Annotated in this window: 19 protein-coding genes; 10 read left to right on the forward strand and 9 right to left on the reverse strand. The window is 43.3% G+C overall.

Features of this window, described 5'->3' with window-relative positions; all coding sequences use genetic code 11:
- Nucleotides 1–20 precede the first annotated feature (20 nt).
- From djlA to FM038_RS04850, 4 genes are all read left to right on the forward strand, one after another.
- Nucleotides 21–800, forward strand: coding sequence for a co-chaperone DjlA (gene djlA, locus FM038_RS04835; protein ID WP_142872209.1), 780 nt, complete (start codon nt 21–23; stop codon nt 798–800).
- Between the two features lie 47 nt (nt 801–847).
- On the forward strand, nt 848–1,477 hold the full coding sequence (locus FM038_RS04840) for an outer membrane beta-barrel protein (protein WP_142872210.1): 630 nt from the start codon (nt 848–850) through the stop codon (nt 1,475–1,477).
- 26 nt (nt 1,478–1,503) lie between these two features.
- On the forward strand, nt 1,504–2,475 hold the full coding sequence (locus FM038_RS04845) for a D-2-hydroxyacid dehydrogenase (protein WP_142872211.1): 972 nt from the start codon (nt 1,504–1,506) through the stop codon (nt 2,473–2,475).
- 126 nt (nt 2,476–2,601) lie between these two features.
- Nucleotides 2,602–2,850 (forward strand): hypothetical protein, encoded by a 249-nt coding sequence (locus FM038_RS04850; protein ID WP_142872212.1) that lies wholly within the window; start codon nt 2,602–2,604, stop codon nt 2,848–2,850.
- Between the two features lie 148 nt (nt 2,851–2,998).
- Here the strand turns inward: FM038_RS04850 and purT are convergent, their stop codons facing one another.
- On the reverse strand, nt 2,999–4,174 hold the full coding sequence (purT, locus tag FM038_RS04855) for a formate-dependent phosphoribosylglycinamide formyltransferase (RefSeq protein WP_142872213.1): 1,176 nt from the start codon (nt 4,172–4,174) through the stop codon (nt 2,999–3,001).
- A gap of 284 nt (nt 4,175–4,458) precedes the next feature.
- Between purT and FM038_RS04860 the strand changes: the two genes are divergently transcribed.
- Both FM038_RS04860 and FM038_RS04865 read left to right on the forward strand, forming a co-directional pair.
- A complete protein-coding gene (locus tag FM038_RS04860) occupies nt 4,459–4,851 on the forward strand; it encodes a DUF3302 domain-containing protein (RefSeq protein ID WP_142872214.1) in 393 nt (130 codons plus the stop codon).
- A 1-nt stretch (nt 4,852) separates the two neighbouring features.
- On the forward strand, nt 4,853–5,989 hold the full coding sequence (locus tag FM038_RS04865) for an HlyD family secretion protein (RefSeq protein WP_142872215.1): 1,137 nt from the start codon (nt 4,853–4,855) through the stop codon (nt 5,987–5,989).
- An 87-nt stretch (nt 5,990–6,076) separates the two neighbouring features.
- Here the strand turns inward: FM038_RS04865 and FM038_RS04870 are convergent, their stop codons facing one another.
- Nucleotides 6,077–6,616 carry a DUF4136 domain-containing protein gene (locus FM038_RS04870; RefSeq protein WP_142872216.1) on the reverse strand — a complete coding sequence of 180 codons (540 nt, stop codon included), beginning with the start codon at nt 6,614–6,616 and terminating at the stop codon, nt 6,077–6,079.
- A 172-nt stretch (nt 6,617–6,788) separates the two neighbouring features.
- On the opposite strand from FM038_RS04870, the gene FM038_RS04875 reads away from it, so the two are divergent.
- Nucleotides 6,789–7,064, forward strand: coding sequence for a DUF1289 domain-containing protein (locus FM038_RS04875; protein WP_142872217.1), 276 nt, complete (start codon nt 6,789–6,791; stop codon nt 7,062–7,064).
- A 49-nt stretch (nt 7,065–7,113) separates the two neighbouring features.
- Here the strand turns inward: FM038_RS04875 and FM038_RS04880 are convergent, their stop codons facing one another.
- The 5 genes from FM038_RS04880 to FM038_RS04900 all read right to left on the reverse strand — a co-directional run bounded on the left by FM038_RS04880 (nt 7,114) and on the right by FM038_RS04900 (nt 11,485).
- Nucleotides 7,114–8,391 (reverse strand): ATP-binding protein, encoded by a 1,278-nt coding sequence (locus FM038_RS04880; protein WP_142872218.1) that lies wholly within the window; start codon nt 8,389–8,391, stop codon nt 7,114–7,116.
- 39 nt (nt 8,392–8,430) lie between these two features.
- Entirely contained in the window at nt 8,431–9,144 is a 714-nt protein-coding gene (locus FM038_RS04885) for a response regulator (protein WP_142872219.1), read from the reverse strand.
- Nucleotides 9,144–9,518: a DUF3019 domain-containing protein gene (locus FM038_RS04890; protein WP_223293081.1), complete on the reverse strand. Its 375-nt coding sequence runs from the start codon at nt 9,516–9,518 to the stop codon at nt 9,144–9,146. Before FM038_RS04890 ends, FM038_RS04885 begins: the two co-directional genes overlap by 1 nt.
- Nucleotides 9,519–9,571: 53 nt before the next feature.
- Entirely contained in the window at nt 9,572–10,453 is an 882-nt protein-coding gene (locus FM038_RS04895; RefSeq protein ID WP_142872221.1) for a MipA/OmpV family protein, read from the reverse strand.
- A 180-nt stretch (nt 10,454–10,633) separates the two neighbouring features.
- Nucleotides 10,634–11,485, reverse strand: a complete 852-nt coding sequence (locus FM038_RS04900) for a LysR family transcriptional regulator (protein ID WP_142872222.1) — start codon at nt 11,483–11,485, stop codon at nt 10,634–10,636.
- 157 nt (nt 11,486–11,642) lie between these two features.
- Between FM038_RS04900 and FM038_RS04905 the strand changes: the two genes are divergently transcribed.
- The 3 genes from FM038_RS04905 (at nt 11,643) to FM038_RS04915 (ending at nt 16,233) form a co-directional block, all read left to right on the forward strand.
- Complete coding sequence (locus FM038_RS04905; protein ID WP_142872223.1) at nt 11,643–12,818, forward strand: acyl-CoA dehydrogenase; 1,176 nt, start codon at nt 11,643–11,645, stop codon at nt 12,816–12,818.
- A 66-nt stretch (nt 12,819–12,884) separates the two neighbouring features.
- Nucleotides 12,885–15,128 carry a dehydrogenase E1 component subunit alpha/beta gene (locus tag FM038_RS04910; RefSeq protein WP_142872224.1) on the forward strand — a complete coding sequence of 748 codons (2,244 nt, stop codon included), beginning with the start codon at nt 12,885–12,887 and terminating at the stop codon, nt 15,126–15,128.
- A 1-nt stretch (nt 15,129) separates the two neighbouring features.
- Nucleotides 15,130–16,233, forward strand: a complete 1,104-nt coding sequence (locus FM038_RS04915; RefSeq protein ID WP_142872225.1) for an ACP S-malonyltransferase — start codon at nt 15,130–15,132, stop codon at nt 16,231–16,233.
- A 103-nt stretch (nt 16,234–16,336) separates the two neighbouring features.
- Here FM038_RS04915 and FM038_RS04920 read toward each other — a convergent pair whose 3' ends face one another.
- Entirely contained in the window at nt 16,337–17,551 is a 1,215-nt protein-coding gene (locus tag FM038_RS04920) for a response regulator (RefSeq protein WP_142872226.1), read from the reverse strand.
- The gene (locus FM038_RS04925; protein ID WP_223293002.1) at nt 17,541–17,891 is read right to left on the reverse strand and encodes an Hpt domain-containing protein; all 351 of its coding nucleotides are present in this window, start codon (nt 17,889–17,891) and stop codon (nt 17,541–17,543) included. The genes FM038_RS04920 and FM038_RS04925 overlap by 11 nt, the downstream gene beginning before the upstream one ends.
- Nucleotides 17,892–17,922: the final 31 nt, after the last annotated feature.

The raw sequence follows: 17,922 nt of genomic DNA on the forward strand, positions 1-17,922 counted from the left end.
TTCATCTGTAAGGTTATTTAATGCGTATTTGGGGTAAGTTTTTTGGTTTCGCCATTGGGTTCATGTTTGGCCGCATCATTGGTGGACTGATAGGTCTATGGCTAGGGCATCTATACGATAAGAAGAGTGCCCAGCTAAGTGGGATCATAGGAAAAGGAGCAAATAGACAGGCGCTGTTTTTTAACACCACTTTTGCTGTGATGGGCCATGTGGCGAAGGCTTCGGGTCAAGTGACTGAGAATGATATTCGTATCGCGACCATGCTAATGGATCAGATGCAGTTAGAAGGTGAGGCAAGAAAAGAAGCGCAGAAAGCATTTAGCGAAGGTAAAGCCAGTGATTTTGATGTTAAGGCTTGTTTAAAAACCTTCAGAATAATCTCTATGGGACGTAAAGAGTTATTGCAGATGTTTCTGGAGATTCAAATTCAGACCGCATTATCGGATGCTGAACTTGACCCGAAAGAACACGCAATACTATTGACAATTGCTCAAGAATTAGGGTACAGCCGCACTCAGCTCGATGAGTTACTAAAGCGTTGGCAGGCAGAGTTTAACTTTCATCGTGGAGGTGCTGGAAGTCAGACAAGCATCGAAGATGCTTACGATCTACTTGGCTTAATTGACTCATCATCGGATCAAGAGGTAAAACGTGCTTACCGTAAGTTGATGAATGAGCACCACCCAGACAAGCTCGTGGCTAAAGGTCTACCGCAAGAGATGATGGAGCTTGCTAAACGCAAGACACAAGATATTCAGGCCGCTTACGACAGAGTGAAAACAGATAGAGGTATGCGTTAAAAGGTCTACTCTACATAATATTAAAATAACGATAATAGGGACATAAGATGAATAAACGTATTCAGTTATACATATCTGCATTAGCGAGTTCAGTTGTTTTATTTGCATCCACAGTTTCGGCCGAAGTGTTTGTCGCTCCTTTTGCTGGCTACAGCTTTTCTGCCAGTGAATTTGACGTGACCCAAACTGAAACTGATGAACAGGGCAAAGTTAAAATTGCCGAATCAGAACATTATGGTGTGATGTTTGGTGTGACGACAAAAGATCCCGGCAATATCTATTTCTTATACAGCAGTCAAAGTACAGATCTTCGAGCCGGTGGTAATTTTAGCGCAGACTCTATTACAGATCTTACTGTCGATTATTTTCATGTTGGCGGATCACTTTTCTTTCCCAACGGAAACTTGAAACCCTATGTCACGGCAAGTGTGGGCATGACCAATATGCGTCCTAGTGGCGATTATTCTAATGAATCTCGATTTTCAATGGGCTTTGGTGCAGGGCTTGAGTATGAACTGACTCCGGCAGTCGCATTATTTGCAGATGCTAGGGGCTATGCCACATTTATGAGTAGTGATAACGCCCTGTTTTGTAATGGTAGCCAATGTGTCTGGAACATTCATGCCGATATTATGTGGCAGGGACAAGTCAACGCCGGGATTAAACTCAGTTTCTAATTCCAGTTATTACTTCGGAGAATGCTATGAAGGTTGTCGTCCTGGACAGTTTTACGCTTAACCCTGGGGATCTGAGTTGGCAGTCTATTGAACAGTTTGGCGAATTAAGCTGCTTTGATAGGACACCCGCCGAGTTAGTTATTTCTCGCGCCATTGATGCAGATGTCATACTCACCAATAAGACCGTACTCAATGCTAGTACCTTGGCTTTACTGCCAAAGCTGCAATATGTTGGCGTGTTAGCGACAGGAACCAATGTCGTCGATTTAGAAGCTGCCTCTAAATTGGGGATCGTGGTCAGCAATGTGCCAGCTTATGGCCCCGATGCGGTTGCTCAGATGGTATTTGCACATATTCTCCATCACACACAAAGACTCGCAGCTCACCACCAGGCCGTGACTCAAAGCCGCTGGACAGAGTGTGATGATTTCTGTTTTACCCTATCTCCACTGCAATCTCTGATGGGTAAAACGTTTGGCCTAATAGGCTATGGTGCTATTGGTCAACGAGTGGCTAATATTGCATTAGCGTTTGGCATGAAGGTCATCGTCAATACCCGCTCTCAACAAGTTAGTCTGCCAAGAGGCGTAGAGTGGAGAGAACGAGAGACAGTACTCACTCAGGCCGATATCGTGTCATTACATTGTCCTCTATCTGGTTCAACAGATAAATTAATCAATCGCGATACTTTATTGCTAATGAAACCAAGTGCTATTTTAATCAATACCGCACGTGGTGGACTTATCGATGAAGCTGCATTAGCACAAGCTCTTGAACATGGCGTTATAGCAGCCGCCGGAGTCGATGTACTTTCAAGTGAGCCGCCAGAAAAAAATAATCCTCTTTTGAGCGCTAAGAATATCTCTATCAGCCCGCATAATTCCTGGGCGACTCTCGAGGCTAGGCAAAACCTACTCAACATCGCGACTCACAATTTGGCCTGTTATGTTTCCGGTGAAAAAAGCGATCTCGGTAAGTATGAAAATCAAGTGAACTAACTTTATAAATTTCTCGAGCTTAGTTTTTTAAATTCTTAATCATTAAGTTTCACTAAACATCTTGATGATTAACCGGCTGTAAAGTTAATAGATAATTAGCCCAAGTAATAAACTCTGAGGCTAGTGATGAAAAAACGAATAATGGTAATTGCCATGGTGATGGCTGGAAATGTATTTGCTACCCAAGTTCCCGTCATCGAAGATGAAGGTGTTTGCAAGTGCAATCGGGTTTCGGTAAGTGAAGCTGAGCTTTTGCAAATGAGACAGATTGAGCAAGCTATGCAGCCTATTGGCGCTTACCTCGATGAGAAAACGGGTCAGGTTGTGATAGTAGGGGAAGCTGAACCTGAACCTGAACCTAGTGTAACTGATTAATCATATAGAGTTAAAAGCCTGAACTTTTCAGGCTTTTTTATGCTTCTAAATAGCCCATGCTCGATTTATTCGAACATGGCTATGTAGAAATAGTGTTATTTAGAACCAGTGCTATATAGAAGCTGTGTTATTTAGAAGTAGTGCTATTTTAGAAGATGACCTTAACCTTACTACTTGCTGTTATCGCCTTATCTATCGCAGCTTCTATATTTTGTGATCTGGCTAAGACAACACCTAACCGGCGACGACCGTCAATTTCAGGTTTGCCGAACAATCGAACTTGAGTATCTGGTTCACTCAATGCCGCAGCGACACCTTCGAAGCGGATGTCCTGAGATTTTCCTTCGCCTAAGATAACCGCAGAAGCACTCGGACCATGTTGAGCTATGTTGGCCACAGGCAAGCCGAGTATTGCTCGTGCATGGAGGGCAAATTCAGATAAGTCTTGGCTGAACAGGGTAACAAGACCGGTATCATGAGGGCGAGGCGAAACTTCAGAGAAGTACACTTCATCGCCTTTGATAAACAGCTCAACACCAAATAGACCGTAACCCCCTAGCGCTTCAACCACTTTACGGCCAATCTCTTGAGATTTAGCAAGTACTTGAGCAGACATCGCCTGAGGTTGCCATGACTCTCGATAGTCACCGTCTTCCTGTCTGTGACCGATGGCATCACAGAAATGAATACCGTTAATGGCACTGATAGTCAGTAAAGTAATTTCATAATCGAAGGCTACAAATCCTTCGACGATAACGCGCCCTTTACCCGCTCGGCCGCCTTCTTGTGCATAGTGCCAGGCATTGATGATCTGCGCTTTAGTGCGGATGACACTTTGACCTTTACCTGAAGAGCTCATCACTGGCTTGACGACACACGGCAGGCCAATTTTTTCAATTGCAGCTTCAAATTCAGCCTGAGTGTCACAGAATACATATGGAGATGTGGCTATCTCTAGGGTTTCTGCGGCCAGTCGTCGAATGCCTTCTCGGTCCATAGTCAGCTGTGTAGCTCTTGCTGTAGGAATTATTTTAACCCCTTCAGCTTCCATCTCCACTAAGGTTTGGGTCGCAATGGCTTCAATCTCTGGGATCACCAGGTGAGGTTTTTCTTGTTCGATGATATTTCTTAAAGCCAGTGGATCGAGCATATCAATAGTGTGAAATCGGTGGGCGACCTGCATAGCTGGCGCATTGGGGTAGCGGTCGACACCAATGACTTCAACTCCTAAGCGCTGAAGTTCAATGGCGACCTCTTTTCCAAGTTCGCCGCAGCCAAGTAACATGGCGCGTATTGCGCCGTTGGAGTGTGGAGTGCCTATCATTGTGGGTACCTTATTTTTATCGTCATGTTATTTATTTTTTAACATGTCGCTGCTATTTTTAGACCATGTTACAACTATGCCTGATCATGAGGGAGGCAATAGGTTACAAGTGTGTTGACGATCACCAAAACACACTGTTCACAAAATTGGAGCAGATAAAATAAGCTGGTATTGATAACGGAATGTTGAGAGAATGTTTCCAGGGTTGCTTAGGGTTTTACTAATAAAAATAATGATCTAATTATAAAGATTGAAGAATTATAGTTAGATATAAGGAGCTAGAAGTGTTTTTAGATTATTTTGCTTTGGGCGTGATCTTCTTCGTCGCTATATTTTTGTTCTACGGAATTATAGTCATTCATGATATTCCTTACGAGATTGCAAAGGAGCGTAATCATCCTCAACAAGATGCACTTCATATTGCTGGTTGGGTGAGTTTATTTACCTTACATGCTATCTGGCCATTTCTATGGATCTGGGCAACGTTATACAGAGAGGACAGAGGTTGGGGGTTTAACAATGTGGCTCAGCGAGAGTTAGCATTAGAGGATGAAGTGAAGCTGCTCAATAAAACGGTTGCACAACTTGAGCTACGCTTGCTGTCGATTGAGCTTGGAAAACCTGCTCCGGTGCAAGAACCTACACCAATCACCACAACGAATGAGAAGGAGGTATAAGATGGATCTATTACTCATTCTTACCTATACCGCTATTTGTATTGCGATATTTAAAATATTTAAAATCCCATTGAATAAGTGGACAGTGCCTACAGCGATTCTTGGTGGTGTATTTATCGTCGGCGCGCTCGTGCTTTTGATGAATTATAACCACCCTTATACGCCTTTTGCGAAAGAGTACTTCGTTACCACTCCGATTAATCCTGCCGTTAAAGGCATAGTAACCAGTGTTGAAGTTAAGCCTAATACTCCGATAAAGAAAGGTGAGGTATTATTTAGAATTGACCCAACTCCTTTTGCTGCAATTGTTAAACAAAAGCGAGCCGCTTTGCTTGCTGCAGAACAAGAAGTCCCTCAACTAGAGGCTGCCTGGAAGGCTGCAACTGCCAGTGTTGAGCGTTCAGTCGCTGATAAAGACAGGACTAAATCAGCTTATGACAGATATGCTAAAGGCAAGAAAAGAGGCGGAGCTAATTCGCCATTTACAGAGCTTGAGCTAGATAATAAACGACAGCTATATCTATCATCTGAAGCCCAGTTATCAGCCGCTAGAGCAGAAGAACTGAGAGTAAAGTTAGCATTTGAATCAAACATAGATGGTGTTAATACAAAGGTCGCGGGTATTTTAGGCGAGCTTGAAAAGGCTCAGTTTGATCTTGATAGTACAGTCGTAAGGGCACCTACTGATGGTGTCGTGACTCAGATGGCGCTTCGACCTGGAATCGTGGCGGTTCCAATGCCACTTCGTCCTCTGATGAGTTTCATCCCTGATGAGAAGAGGATGTTTGCCGGTGCATTTTGGCAAAACTCACTCTTGAGACTTAAAGAGGGAGATGAAGCTGAGGTGATCTTAGACGGTGCACCTGGTCAGGTATTTAAAGGCAAGGTTTCTAAAATACTTCCGGCAATGGCAGAAGGCGAGATCCAATCTTCTGGTGCCCTCATCTCTTCACGTCACTTGATGCAACGTGGCCGTGTTATCGTCTTAATTGAGTTGGAAGATCACGAGATTAGGGATAGATTTCCAGCTGGAGTCGCTGGCCAAGCGGCTATCTATACGGAACATTTTGCCCATGTAGCGATTATGCGTAAAGTGTTATTGAGAATGCAGGGCTGGCTGAACTACTTGTTCCACTAGACATTCTGGTTTGGCATATTTGTGAGATATTGATAAAGGGACCTAGTGTCCCTTTTATATTGATTGGTATTAATCCCCGTCATAGAGTCACTTTGTGAGAGGCGGGAATTGAGATAAGATCTTGGCAACAGTTTCCTGAGTCTCTGCCGTTTTCCCTTCACCGCCTGCATCGAAGTCAAATTTATCTGTGCCGCGCCAGATCAACTTGTTCGTTTTTGGGTTGGTAATATCTATCTGTATGGTTTGAATTTTAGCCGTATCACTGCCGATAGGAACCCCCACACTAGTCCCGATACTCACGCCACCGCTACTTCCCCAAGAGCCAGTACCTAAGCCTATGGATAGGCCTGATTTCTTTGGCTTATCTTCTACCTTGAAGGAGTAAGTAACGTTAAAGTCAGCTTGCTGTTGAACCATCATAAACCCTTGCTTGCCTAGCGCTGTAGCGATCGAGTCCTCGATGCGGGATGAGCTTAATGTGTCATCAGTTTGAGAGGGAGAGAAGGTTTCGAAGCTCTTTAGCTGGCTAAAATCATATTCGGTATCATAGTCACTCTTAGGCTTGCTGCTACAGGCACTCAGCATCAGGCATGAAATGAGCAGGAGAGTTAGGGCTGATATTTTCATGTTGTTATTCCTCTGGAAAGCTTTCGTCCAATCTGAGACTAACTGGCTCTATAAGCAAGGTTTTTTAATTACTGCGCAACCTCGTTGAGTATGAAAATTAGCCAGTTCAGGGTAAATCAGTTATGTTTAAACTAATGTAGAAAAACAAGGTTTGCTGATAATAAGCGTAATAATGGAACAATTAGAGTTTTTTGAGATCCCTAGCCCTTGCATTGGTGTCTGCCAAACTGATGCCAGAGGCTATTGCAAAGGGTGTTTACGCAGTAGAGAGGAGCGCTTTAATTGGCTAGACTTTTCAGATGCCAAAAAAACAGATGTTATCCGTCTCTGCAGACAGCGTATACGTCGTCGTAAACTGGCAATTTTAAAAGCTCGAAAGGCTAATTTAACCCAAGAACAAGCACAAATTAATCCAGTGTTAGATTTTGAGGCGCATGATAAAAACTGAGCTTAAGCGAACAGTGGATCATTTTTCATTAGGTAGAACATTTGTTTGATCACTTACTGCTAGATGGCTTTTTTTTTGGCCAGAACAAGGTGAAGCAGGTGTATCCTTCAGCACTTTCAAGAGTCACTCGGCCATCGTGTCTGTCCATAATACGTTTAACAATCGCTAAGCCTAAACCGTGGCCTTTATTACCATTCTGAATCGATTGGCTACGATAGAAAGGTTCAAATATCTTGCTCTGATCTTCAATAGGGATCCCTTGACCATCATCAGTGATCGATATCGACACCTGTTGCTCATTTTGCTCTATTTCAATCTTGATCGCTTGGTGAGCAAATCGCTGTGCGTTGCTAATCAGGTTTTGTAGTGCTCTTTCTATTAAAAGAGGATCGCCAATGATATATATTGGTTGCGCCGATGGGGTGAATGTAATGGCTACACTATTTGGCGAGCTGAGTTTTTCTATGGTCTGTTGAGTCAGCACTTCTAATGCACATTGTTCAAAAAGAATATGTTTCTGTTTAGATTCTAAGCTTGCATAGGTGAGGAGTTCTTGAAGTAAATTTTCCATCTCTTTGACATCTTGCTGCATCTCATCAAGAAATTCATTTCGACGTTCCTCACTTGAGTTAGGCTGGCAGTATTGCGGCATTAAGGCTAATGCAAATTTAAGCCTAGCGAGTGGCGTGCGGATCTCGTGGGATACAGCATTGGATAAGTGTTTCTGGTTCTCGATAAGTGTACTGATCTGTTGTGACATCTTGTTAAATGTCATTGCCAGCGGTTGAACTTGAGATCTAGGTGATAGCTCTATTTGTGTATCCCATTTAGCTTGACCGAATTCCTGGGTGGCATTTTTTAAGGTTTTTAAATCTCTTGATAATGGCCACACCCAGATTAAGGCTACAAAGGCCAAAGATAGGTAGAAAAATAGGGTGAACAGACCCCTTAATCTCGCTCTGGGGTCTATCTCTATAGGGCCTGCAACCAATATTTGTTGTCCGACCTTTATGAAGTGAAGCTCATGCTCGTCACCTTGCGAGGTGACAAGTACACTTTCGGACGTTAAGTAGCTTGAGTCAGACATTGCTATCTGACTTGCGTTAACGAGTTTAAGCGGGTATTCAGGACTGAGATCAATATCTTGCAGATATGTTTTACGATCTTGCTCTGGTAGCTTAGCAAGAAGTTGTGCTAAAGCGATAAGTGGTGCATCCATTGCACCACTGTCTTCGACACTGTTTTGCCAAATACTATCTAGCGTCCAGCCTATACCTAAAAAGCTAAGGCTGACCAAAAGATATAGGCTGATAAAAAGTCGTTTCAACTTTTAGTTCCGTAAAAAATAGCGTCGAATAGCCGAGACTTAGCTAGTCCAAGCTTCAGGTGCAAACAAGTAACCTTGACCCCAAACAGTTTTAATCCTGAATGGTGTTTCAATATTATCGCCTAATTTCTTCCTTAAGCGAGAAATACGTACGTCAATTTTTCTGTCTTTACCGTCGAAATCGATATTGAGTAGATATTGATAGATGTATTGGCGGCTTAATACTTGGCCCGCTTGAGATGCTAGCAACCATAATAGCTCAAATTCATGGCTGGTTAAGTCAACCTCGGTATCACCCAGACGAATAGCCTGAGTGTGCGGATCTATGCTCAGTTTACCAAAGCTTAAACAGTGAGATTCTACTTTGGGTGGCTTAGCTGTACGTCGCAGTAAATTGTTAATTCTGGCAATAAGTAAAGCTGGATCTACGGGTTTAACCACGTAATCATCGGCGCCTAGCTCTAAGCCTTTGATCTGGTCTTCGTTTGAGCCAAGTGCGCTCATCAGCAAGATTGGACCTGCAAAATAGTCTGGTAGCTTCTCACACAGTGTGAGGCCATCCATTCCGGGTAGCATGATATCTAGCAAGATGATATCGGGTTTATAGTTGATTAACCGAGTTAAAACAGTATCTCCTCGACGTTCAACTTCAACATGCATTCCATGCGACTTTAAATAATCCACAATCAGATTGGCAAGACGAATATCATCCTCTACCAGTAATACTCTATGGGTAGATTGGGGGTCGGTCATTAGAATAAACTCCATGGGTTGCGGTAGCGTCGTCGCACCTTTGGCTCTGCAGCCGGGGTGACTTTGAGTTTGACTCCAGCTAATGTTTGGTGCGTTTCTTTATCAATCATTACAAATTGAATATCGTCAGTAGCTTTAATATTCAAGGTTAATGATTGAGTATCCGCTGACTCGGCACACCACTTTGCCATCTCTTTGTAGTCAGACAAAATACAGATGGGTCTAAAATCTTCATTTTCCCATTCTAGCACTAGGGTCAGTTCACACATAAGTTCATCTTCTGAAGTTATGCAAAACTCAGGGGAAAGTGTTAGTTTGGCGCCAACGTCATCTGCAGCAACAGCTAAGCCGCTCATCAAATAGAGAGTAAGCATTCCAAAGGGTAATAATTTAAGTATCGACACAAGTACCTGATTCAACACACGCATTAAAACCTGTAGGCTGTGCCGAGAAAGAAGGTACTAGTATAATCTTCATCAAGCAGTGGACTTGCAACTATTTCATCGGCAATTTGAGTGTATCGGGCCAGAAATAACAATTTCCAATGCTCATTGAGTACATAATGACTGGTAAACTTTAAACTAGTATTAATTGCGGACTCTGCTTTGTAAGCTTGGCTCCAAAACTCGCTTTCTGAAGGCCTAATGCCGTAATAATAGTTGACCACTTCTTCACTCTTCCAATCAAACTCAAGTGCTAACTCAAAGTTCCATTGCTTGACAGCCAGATTATAAAGCCACTGCAGCTTTGCCTCTGTACCTTGATGCACATTAAGTAAATCATGAGTTAACTCAAGATTAATGATACCTATCTTGGTATAGAGATAAGCTTCAATGCCACCAAGGTATGTGAAGTCGCGATTTTCAAGGTCATTAGGCATTGGCACACTTTGTTCTTCAGCCATTATTGTAGGCTGACTTCTTGACGACAATGCACTCGCTTCGAATTTACTGCTGCCAGTAATAAAAATGTTAGAGGGATCCCAGCGATGAAAGAAGGCGCTTTCCGTACTGAAACTAGTGGTTAGATTTAGGGTATACCTTTCGCCTTCGGCTAACGTATAGCCAATATTTCCGTTATCGAAATACCAAGAATCACCATAATAAGCGAAAGTAGGTGCTATGTAGATAGGGATATCGTCATAATCTTTAAGGGGATTACTGCGTGAACCATAGCCTACAGCGAGCCCTATGTCCCAGCGACCAACTTCGATGCATTGATATTCTGTACCGCATGAGTCTACGATTTCTGCCCATGAAAAGTTGGGTAATAGGAGAAAAGTAAGTAGGAAAATGTTTAGTTTTTTCATACGGTCCGTTTATATATTCATCACAGAATTAACAAATTGAGTAACAGAGTATCATCTGCGATTGTTTTAGGCAGTTTTTTCAGCCTAACTGATGCAAAATGATACAGTGAAGCTTCACCTGTTTCATGCCTGTTGGCATAAGGTTTCCCTTTGGGGTTAAATCTATCTCGTTGTGTGTATCTAAGGTGTTTTTTTGTTTCTTATTTGTTTGCAGACCTGCTGCAATTGCACTTGTTGTTCATTTAATTCCTTGTCTCTTGCGAGCGCCAAACCCACTGTTCTTTTTAGTTCAATATCTTGAATTGGTCTGTAGGTTATATTCCTTTGCTCAAGTATTGCGGGCAGCGCAGGGATAAGCGCAATACCTAGTCCGGCAGCAACTAGTCCAACAGCATACTCAATGGTTTGAATTCTCGCTCTGACTTGAACCTGTATTCCTTCCAAGTCCATTAACTGCTGTAAACTTGAGAGTGCTTCGCAAGGCACTCGGTGGATAAAAGCTTGTTGATCTAAATCCTGTAGCCGGATGTGAGATTGTAAACTCAGGCTGAATGAAGACGGAATGGCTAATAAATAGTCATCGTGCCAAATGGGATAAAAGTCTTCCTTAGTGGTCAGATCGCTAGTGGTAATAATTCTTGCTTCAGCTTCTTCATTAGCTTCCACAAGGGTTAATTCCATATCAGGGCAGGTTTGAGTAAAGTCCTTCAGCAATGCGCTCATCCTATGTACACCTAATGAGCGAATTAAGCCCAGCCTAAAGGGAGTCTGTGGCTCTGGCTGCTTGAATAACGATTGAATCGCCTGAGATTCATTTAATAGCTTTTGAGCCAGAGGATAGAGCCTGAGTGCTGACTCTGTTGGACTGACACCTTTCCCATGGCGATGAAAAAGCTGAGTGTCCAGCTGGGCTTCCAATTGTGATATCGCAGCCGAAATCGATGGCTGCGCAATAAAGCACTCTTTGGCCGCACCACTGATGCTCCCCCTTTCCACCACGGCAATAAAATAGCTTAATGCTCTTAGATTCAAGTTAACCTCGAGGTAAGGTATAGGTAATACCTATGGATTCTAAAGGAAAAGAATATTTCTCCTAATGGCTAATTATGCCTATGCTAGGAAAATTAGGAAATGGTTATTTTCTATACCCAAATATTCAGACATCAATGATGACCTAAAGGACAAAATCATGTCACGAGCACATTTCGATTGGACCGATCCCCTGCAGTTTAATGCCTTACTCTCAGAAGAGGAGAGAATGATCAGAGACAGTGTTTATGATTATGCTCAGGAAAAGCTAATGCCCAGGGTATTGATGGCCAATAGGCATGAGCATTTCGATCGTGAGATCATGAATGAACTCGGAGAGTTAGGTTTGTTAGGTGCAACGCTACCTGAAAAGTACGGCTGCGCGAATGTGAATTATGTGAGTTACGGCTTAGTCGCTCGTGAGATTGAACGCGTTGATAGTGGCTATCGTTCGGCGATGAGCGTGCAATCATCTTTAGTGATGCATCCAATCCATGCTTATGGCAGCGAAGAGCAGCGGATGAAGTACCTGCCTAAGCTAGCTACTGGAGAGTGGGTGGGGTGTTTTGGCTTAACGGAGCCTGATGTCGGTTCTGATCCCGGTGGAATGAAGACTCGTGCAGAGCGTATAGATGGCGGATATCGGCTTAACGGTGCGAAAATGTGGATCACTAACTCACCGATTGCCGATGTGTTTATCGTTTGGGCCAAGCTTGAGGGCAAGATAAGAGGCTTTATCTTAGAGAAAGGCATGAAGGGGTTAAGTGCCCCTAAGATTGAGGGTAAGTTTTCTTTACGCGCCTCAATTACTGGCGAGATTGTGATGGATAATGTCGAAGTGTCTGAATCTGCATTAATGCCTAATGTCGAAGGCCTTAAAGGACCTTTTGGCTGCCTAAATAAGGCGCGTTATGGCATTGCTTGGGGAGCGTTAGGCGCTGCTGAATTCTGTTGGCATGGAGCTCGCCAATACACCTTAGATAGAATTCAATTTAATCGCCCTTTGGCTGCTAATCAGCTTATTCAGAAGAAACTGGCTGATATGCAAACTGAGATCACCACAGCTTTGTTTACCTGCTTACAGGCAGGCCGCTTGATGGATCAAGATGCTTTACCCGTAGAGGCTATCTCACTGATTAAACGTAATTCTTGTGGCAAGGCGCTAGATATCGCGCGTATGTCTCGTGATATGCATGGTGGTAACGGAATCTCTGATGAATTTCATATCATTCGCCATATGATGAACCTAGAGGCGGTAAATACCTATGAAGGAACCCATGATATCCATGCGCTTATTCTGGGTCGAGCGCAGACAGGTATTCAAGCCTTTGGATAACGAGTAAAAAAGGAGCCTTAGGCTCCTTTCTTGTTTTCGTCACTGGAATTGTAAAATAGGTAGATTATGGAAGATAGAGCCGTTGCAGTAGAACGTCAGTTTCTTGAGCTAGTGCGCAACCAAGCCTTTAGTGATATCGGCGAGGGTTGGGATCATATAAAAATCGGACTCAGCGAGAGTGATTTTGTGGGTTTATTCGAGTCACAGCTAAAGAGTCGACTGTTAGATATTGAATCGAGAAAGATGCGAGGCAGAAATGAGGGCTTTTATACCATAGGTAGCTCCGGTCATGAGGGGAATGCTGCCTATGGTCTAGCGTTTAAGCCGACTGATATGGCCTTTCTACATTATCGTAGTGGCGCTTTTATGCTTGAGCGTGGACGCCATGTCCCTGGTGAAACCTTGCTCTATGATATGTTACTTTCGTTTGCAGCATCGAGTGATGATCCCACCTCGGGTGGTCGCCACAAAGTCTTAGGCAGTAAGCGTCTTAATATTCCTCCGCAAACTTCAACGATAGCGTCTCATCTCCCTAAAGCTGTGGGTGCTGCATTGAGTATCCCATTGACAGAGCGTCTATCACTCGCATCTGAAATGCCAATAGATAGTGTCGTCTTGTGTAATTTTGGTGATGCATCTGCCAATCATGCCAGTGCACAGAGCGCGATAAACTCAGCCTGTTGGGCGTCCTATCAGCAAGTCCCTATGCCCTTAGTCTTTATTTGTGAAGATAATGGAATAGGTATATCTACGCCTACTCCGAAAGGCTGGATTTCTGCCAATTTCAGTCAGCGTCCCGGACTGAAGTATTTTTACTGTGACGGCAGAGATATTCTCGACTGCTACAAGGTGAGCAAGGCGGCAGCGGACTTTGCCCGTATTCACCGTAAACCGGTATTTTTACATGTAAGAACCGTACGCTTAATGGGTCATGCCGGCAGTGATGCCGAGATAGCCTACATGAAGAAGCAGCAGATATTAGATAATGAAGCGCAAGACCCTTTACTGATCACTGCGCAGCAATTGATTGAATCTGGGGTGATGGACAGTGAGCAGATTATTGCGTTATATCTCTCGATGAAGGCGCGGATAGAAGCTATCTCAAAAATGGCGGTAACTCGACCTAAACTGACTTGTGTCGCTGATGCGATGAAATCTATTATTCCGCCTAAGCGTGGGGTCGCGAACTTTCCTCCTCTTAATGCATCTCAAAGAGCTGACTTGCTAAAGGCGGATAAACAATCACTAAATAAGCCTTTGCATATGGGCAAAATGATTAACCTTGCACTCACAGAGATGATGGCGAGATACAGTAACATAGTGGTCTGTGGGGAAGATGTCGGCAAGAAGGGCGGGGTTTACCATGTCACATCTCGTCTGGTTGAACGTTTTAGTCCAAATCGAGTGATTAATACGTTATTGGATGAGACCTCTATTCTCGGGCTGGCTATAGGCATGGCGCACAATGGTATTTTACCTATTCCCGAGATCCAATTCTTGGCTTATGTACATAACGCCGAAGATCAGATTAGAGGCGAGGCGGCAACACTGTCATTTTTCTCTGACGGCCAATTTACTAATCCTATGGTGATCCGTATTGCGGGTTTGGCCTATCAGAAAGGTTTCGGTGGCCATTTTCATAATGATAATTCTTTTGCCGTATTTAGAGACATCCCAGGGTTAATCATTGCTTGCCCTTCTAATGGTCATGATGCCGTTGAGATGCTCAGAGAGTGTGTTCGCCTTGCTAGAGAAGAGCAAAGAGTGGTGATTTTTTTAGAGCCCATCGCCCTATATATGACTAAAGATTTGTACTGTAAAGATGATGGGTTATGGTCGAGCCATTACCTGCCTGAGGAGGACGCTGAGCCAATATCAGTAGGGGAGGTAGCACTGCATGGGGAAGGGACAGACCTCTGTATTATCAGTTATGCCAATGGGTATTATCTCAGCCGACAAGCCGAGCAGGTACTTGAAGCTTCTGGTCTTAAGGTCCGTGTGATAGATATTCGTTGGCTGGCACCATTAAATTTAGAGGCCATCATAGCATCTGCAAAAGACTGTCATCATATATTGATAGTGGATGAATGTAGGAAGACAGGTTCTATCAGTGAGGCGCTAGTTTCTGGTTTCTATGAAGAGTTAGGCTGTGAGTGTCCTCCATTGGCCAGATTAACCGCTGAAGATTGCTTTATTCCCCTAGCAGATGCAGCAACCTTACCCTTGCCAAGTAAAGACAGCATAGTCGAAGCAGCTCTTAAGCTTATCGGTAAAGAGTTAAATCACCAGTTGCTGAAAGAGGCTCTGTAACATGATCTTAGATACTAAAGCACAAAGTGCGGCTAATGACCAAGCTACGCCAGTTAAACAAACTGTTAAAAAGAGGGTTGTTGTCGTTGCTCCTGGAAGGGGTTGTTATAACAAGGATGAGCTGGGCTACCTTAAGCGTTTCCACCAAGACAAAGAGTCGATTATCGCTAATATCGATCGATTTAGAGGAGAGATGAAGCAAGCGAGTGTGACTAAAATAGACGGTGCAGCTAAATACTCGTTTAAACAGCACACGCCTGGGGAAAATGCCTCGGCGCTTATTTATGCCTGCGCCTTATGTGATTTTATGGATATCGATACCGAGCGGTATGAAATTGTTGCTGTCACAGGCAACTCCATGGGCTGGTATATCGCTATGGCTTGTGCCGGTGCTTTAGCTGGCAAAGCGGGAATCGAAGTGGTCAATACTATGGGCTCTATGATGCAAGATGGACTCATAGGTGGCCAGCTTATTTATCCGGTGATGAATGCTCAATGGCAGCTTGATGAAAACTTGTCGAGCCTAGTCGAACGTACCATCGCGACCATCAGCGATGAAGATGGTTGTGAGCTATTTACGTCTATACACCTTGGTGGCTATAGAGTGTTAGCGGGTAATGAAGCGGGATTGAAACGCGCCGAAACACTCTTGCCTCAGATTGACGAGAAGTACCCTATGAGGCTATATAATCATGGTGCTTTTCACACTCCATTGCTGGAGAGTATCTCTGAGAAAGGCTTTGGAACATTGTCATCGTCGCTGTTTTCTAAGCCGTCAATTCCGCTCATCGATGGCGAAGGTCATATCTGGACACCTCACAGTACTGATATAGCCAAATTAAGGGATTACACACTAGGGAAGCAAGTTCTTGAGCTCTATGATTTCTCTAAGGCTATTCAAGTTGCAGTGAAAGAGTTTGCCCCCGATAAGCTGATTGTACTTGGCCCAGGTAATACCTTAGGTGGTCCCACAGCACAGGCATTAATCGATATTAAGTGGTTTGGTTGGAGTAATAAAACTGAGTTTTCAGAGGCTCAACATAGCTTGCCTAAGATGTTAGCCATGGGGAACGAGGAGCAAAGAGGATTATGCTCGGCTGAATAGGTGAAATTTGCCCACCGAATCATACATACACTTGAATAAGTGAACTTAGCCCATCGAACGTATACATTATTAGCTCGATGGGCTTTGCCCTATGTTTATTGGTTTAGATTGCCGTTCGACTGACGGCTTCCAAGATCTCTTGCTTAGAAGATGGTTTGAGAATATAGCCTTGCAATCCCTGCTCAGCCCACTTTTTTATGAGTTCTTTGTTCTTGTTTCCAGTGAGTGCAATCACCGGAATGTCCTCTCCGCCATTGATGGTCTTAATCTGTTTTGTGGTATTGATACCATCTAAATTAGGCATGAAAAGATCCATTAAGATTAGCGAGTATTGATTACTTCTGATCTTTTTTAATGCACTCAAGCCATCGGCGGCTTCATCGACCTGATAGGCTTCTTTGGCCAGTACTCTCACTAGCATATCTCGATAGATTTGGTTGTCTTCTACCACTAAGATACGCTTTATCTCGTTAGCGTTATTGGTCATATCCACTGCTTCTTCACAGAGGCTAGCTTCTGGAGATAAAGCATCTAAGATCACTTGAGGATCAGCTGCTTTTATACTGCTCAACTCCATGGCTCTATGTTCTAAATCTTTTAGTCCAAGCTGTTTCGCAAGCAGTTGCTGCAGCATGCCGTCTAAGCCTATCTTTATGTTGTTTTCCAGTTCTGCAAGTAATGGCTCAATATGGGTTTTATTGATTTTCTCTATCAGTTCCTTCGAGGATACTTTGGTTCTTTTACTCTCTTCAACAAGACTCGCTTCGGTCTCTTTAATTTGTTGCTTACATTTAGAAATTGAATTGAGTAAGGATTGTTTACACTCTCCGCCGGAGTCGATTAAGGCTGTTAACTCCTCTCCGATAAATTCAAACTGTTCTTCATTTAAGCCTTTATACTTTTCTGCAGACTGACTGATGAGTAATCCGTTATGAACAATCATTTTTAGCCGAAATTTTTCGTATAAAGGCTGATAAACGAAATAATTATCGAATAGACCTTTAATGCAGCATCTAAATGCCACTCCAGATTCGCGGTTTTTACAAAGTAAAATACCATAGTGTGGATAGTCTAAATGCTGATCGGTAATGAGCTTAGTATAGAGTTCGATACTACGTTGAACGTTGGAAAGGGCGAACAAGAGAACCGAAGGCTTGATTATTTGTATTTTTTCGCCGATCTCGCTATTAAGCATAACGGTTCTATATTCTTCGACTTGATCGGCAATGATGCTTGCAGCACCAAGAATGTCATCTTCATTTTCATAAATCATGATCACCTTAGGCTGTCGACAGGCTAACTTGACCTTATTTGTCATTGCTTATCACTCCATGTATTTGGTGTAGGGCAACTCTAGTCTGTAAAATGAGTTTTCTGCACTCAGGTTTATTGTGTTCTGACCCCGACATTTCTAGTGCTTGTAGTAAATGAGATATTTGTTCTGCGCCAACGGCTTTGGCCGATGTTTTTAGAAAGTGAGCCTCTTCTGCTATTGCACCTATTTGGCTGGCGTTATACATGTCGGCAATTTTTTGTAATGAGACTTTGGCTTGCTTTAAAAAGTCGATTTCAAACTGCTTGATTAGCTCAGGCTCATTGCCAATCAGGTCAATCATGATCTCTCTATTTAAGATATTACGAGTCCCTCCGTTCATCATTAAATTCCTTATATGAAACATCCTGTACTGT

The organism is Shewanella eurypsychrophilus, from assembly GCF_007004545.3.
Lineage (GTDB): Bacteria > Pseudomonadota > Gammaproteobacteria > Enterobacterales > Shewanellaceae > Shewanella > Shewanella eurypsychrophilus.

Excerpts from the sequence above, each read along its gene's own strand:
- djlA (WP_142872209.1), top strand. The coding sequence starts at position 21 with ATGCGTATTTGGGGTAAGTTTTTTGGTTTCGCCATTGGGTTCATGTTT.
- FM038_RS04840 (WP_142872210.1), top strand. The coding sequence starts at position 848 with ATGAATAAACGTATTCAGTTATACATATCTGCATTAGCGAGTTCAGTT.
- FM038_RS04845 (WP_142872211.1), top strand. The coding sequence starts at position 1,504 with ATGAAGGTTGTCGTCCTGGACAGTTTTACGCTTAACCCTGGGGATCTG.
- FM038_RS04850 (WP_142872212.1), top strand. The coding sequence starts at position 2,602 with ATGAAAAAACGAATAATGGTAATTGCCATGGTGATGGCTGGAAATGTA.
- purT (WP_142872213.1), bottom strand. The coding sequence starts at position 4,174 with ATGATAGGCACTCCACACTCCAACGGCGCAATACGCGCCATGTTACTT.
- FM038_RS04865 (WP_142872215.1), top strand. The coding sequence starts at position 4,853 with ATGGATCTATTACTCATTCTTACCTATACCGCTATTTGTATTGCGATA.
- FM038_RS04870 (WP_142872216.1), bottom strand. The coding sequence starts at position 6,616 with ATGAAAATATCAGCCCTAACTCTCCTGCTCATTTCATGCCTGATGCTG.
- FM038_RS04875 (WP_142872217.1), top strand. The coding sequence starts at position 6,789 with ATGGAACAATTAGAGTTTTTTGAGATCCCTAGCCCTTGCATTGGTGTC.
- FM038_RS04885 (WP_142872219.1), bottom strand. The coding sequence starts at position 9,144 with ATGACCGACCCCCAATCTACCCATAGAGTATTACTGGTAGAGGATGAT.
- FM038_RS04890 (WP_223293081.1), bottom strand. The coding sequence starts at position 9,518 with ATGCTTACTCTCTATTTGATGAGCGGCTTAGCTGTTGCTGCAGATGAC.
- FM038_RS04895 (WP_142872221.1), bottom strand. The coding sequence starts at position 10,453 with ATGAAAAAACTAAACATTTTCCTACTTACTTTTCTCCTATTACCCAAC.
- FM038_RS04905 (WP_142872223.1), top strand. The coding sequence starts at position 11,643 with ATGTCACGAGCACATTTCGATTGGACCGATCCCCTGCAGTTTAATGCC.
- FM038_RS04910 (WP_142872224.1), top strand. The coding sequence starts at position 12,885 with ATGGAAGATAGAGCCGTTGCAGTAGAACGTCAGTTTCTTGAGCTAGTG.
- FM038_RS04915 (WP_142872225.1), top strand. The coding sequence starts at position 15,130 with ATGATCTTAGATACTAAAGCACAAAGTGCGGCTAATGACCAAGCTACG.
- FM038_RS04920 (WP_142872226.1), bottom strand. The coding sequence starts at position 17,551 with ATGACAAATAAGGTCAAGTTAGCCTGTCGACAGCCTAAGGTGATCATG.
- FM038_RS04925 (WP_223293002.1), bottom strand. The coding sequence starts at position 17,891 with ATGATGAACGGAGGGACTCGTAATATCTTAAATAGAGAGATCATGATT.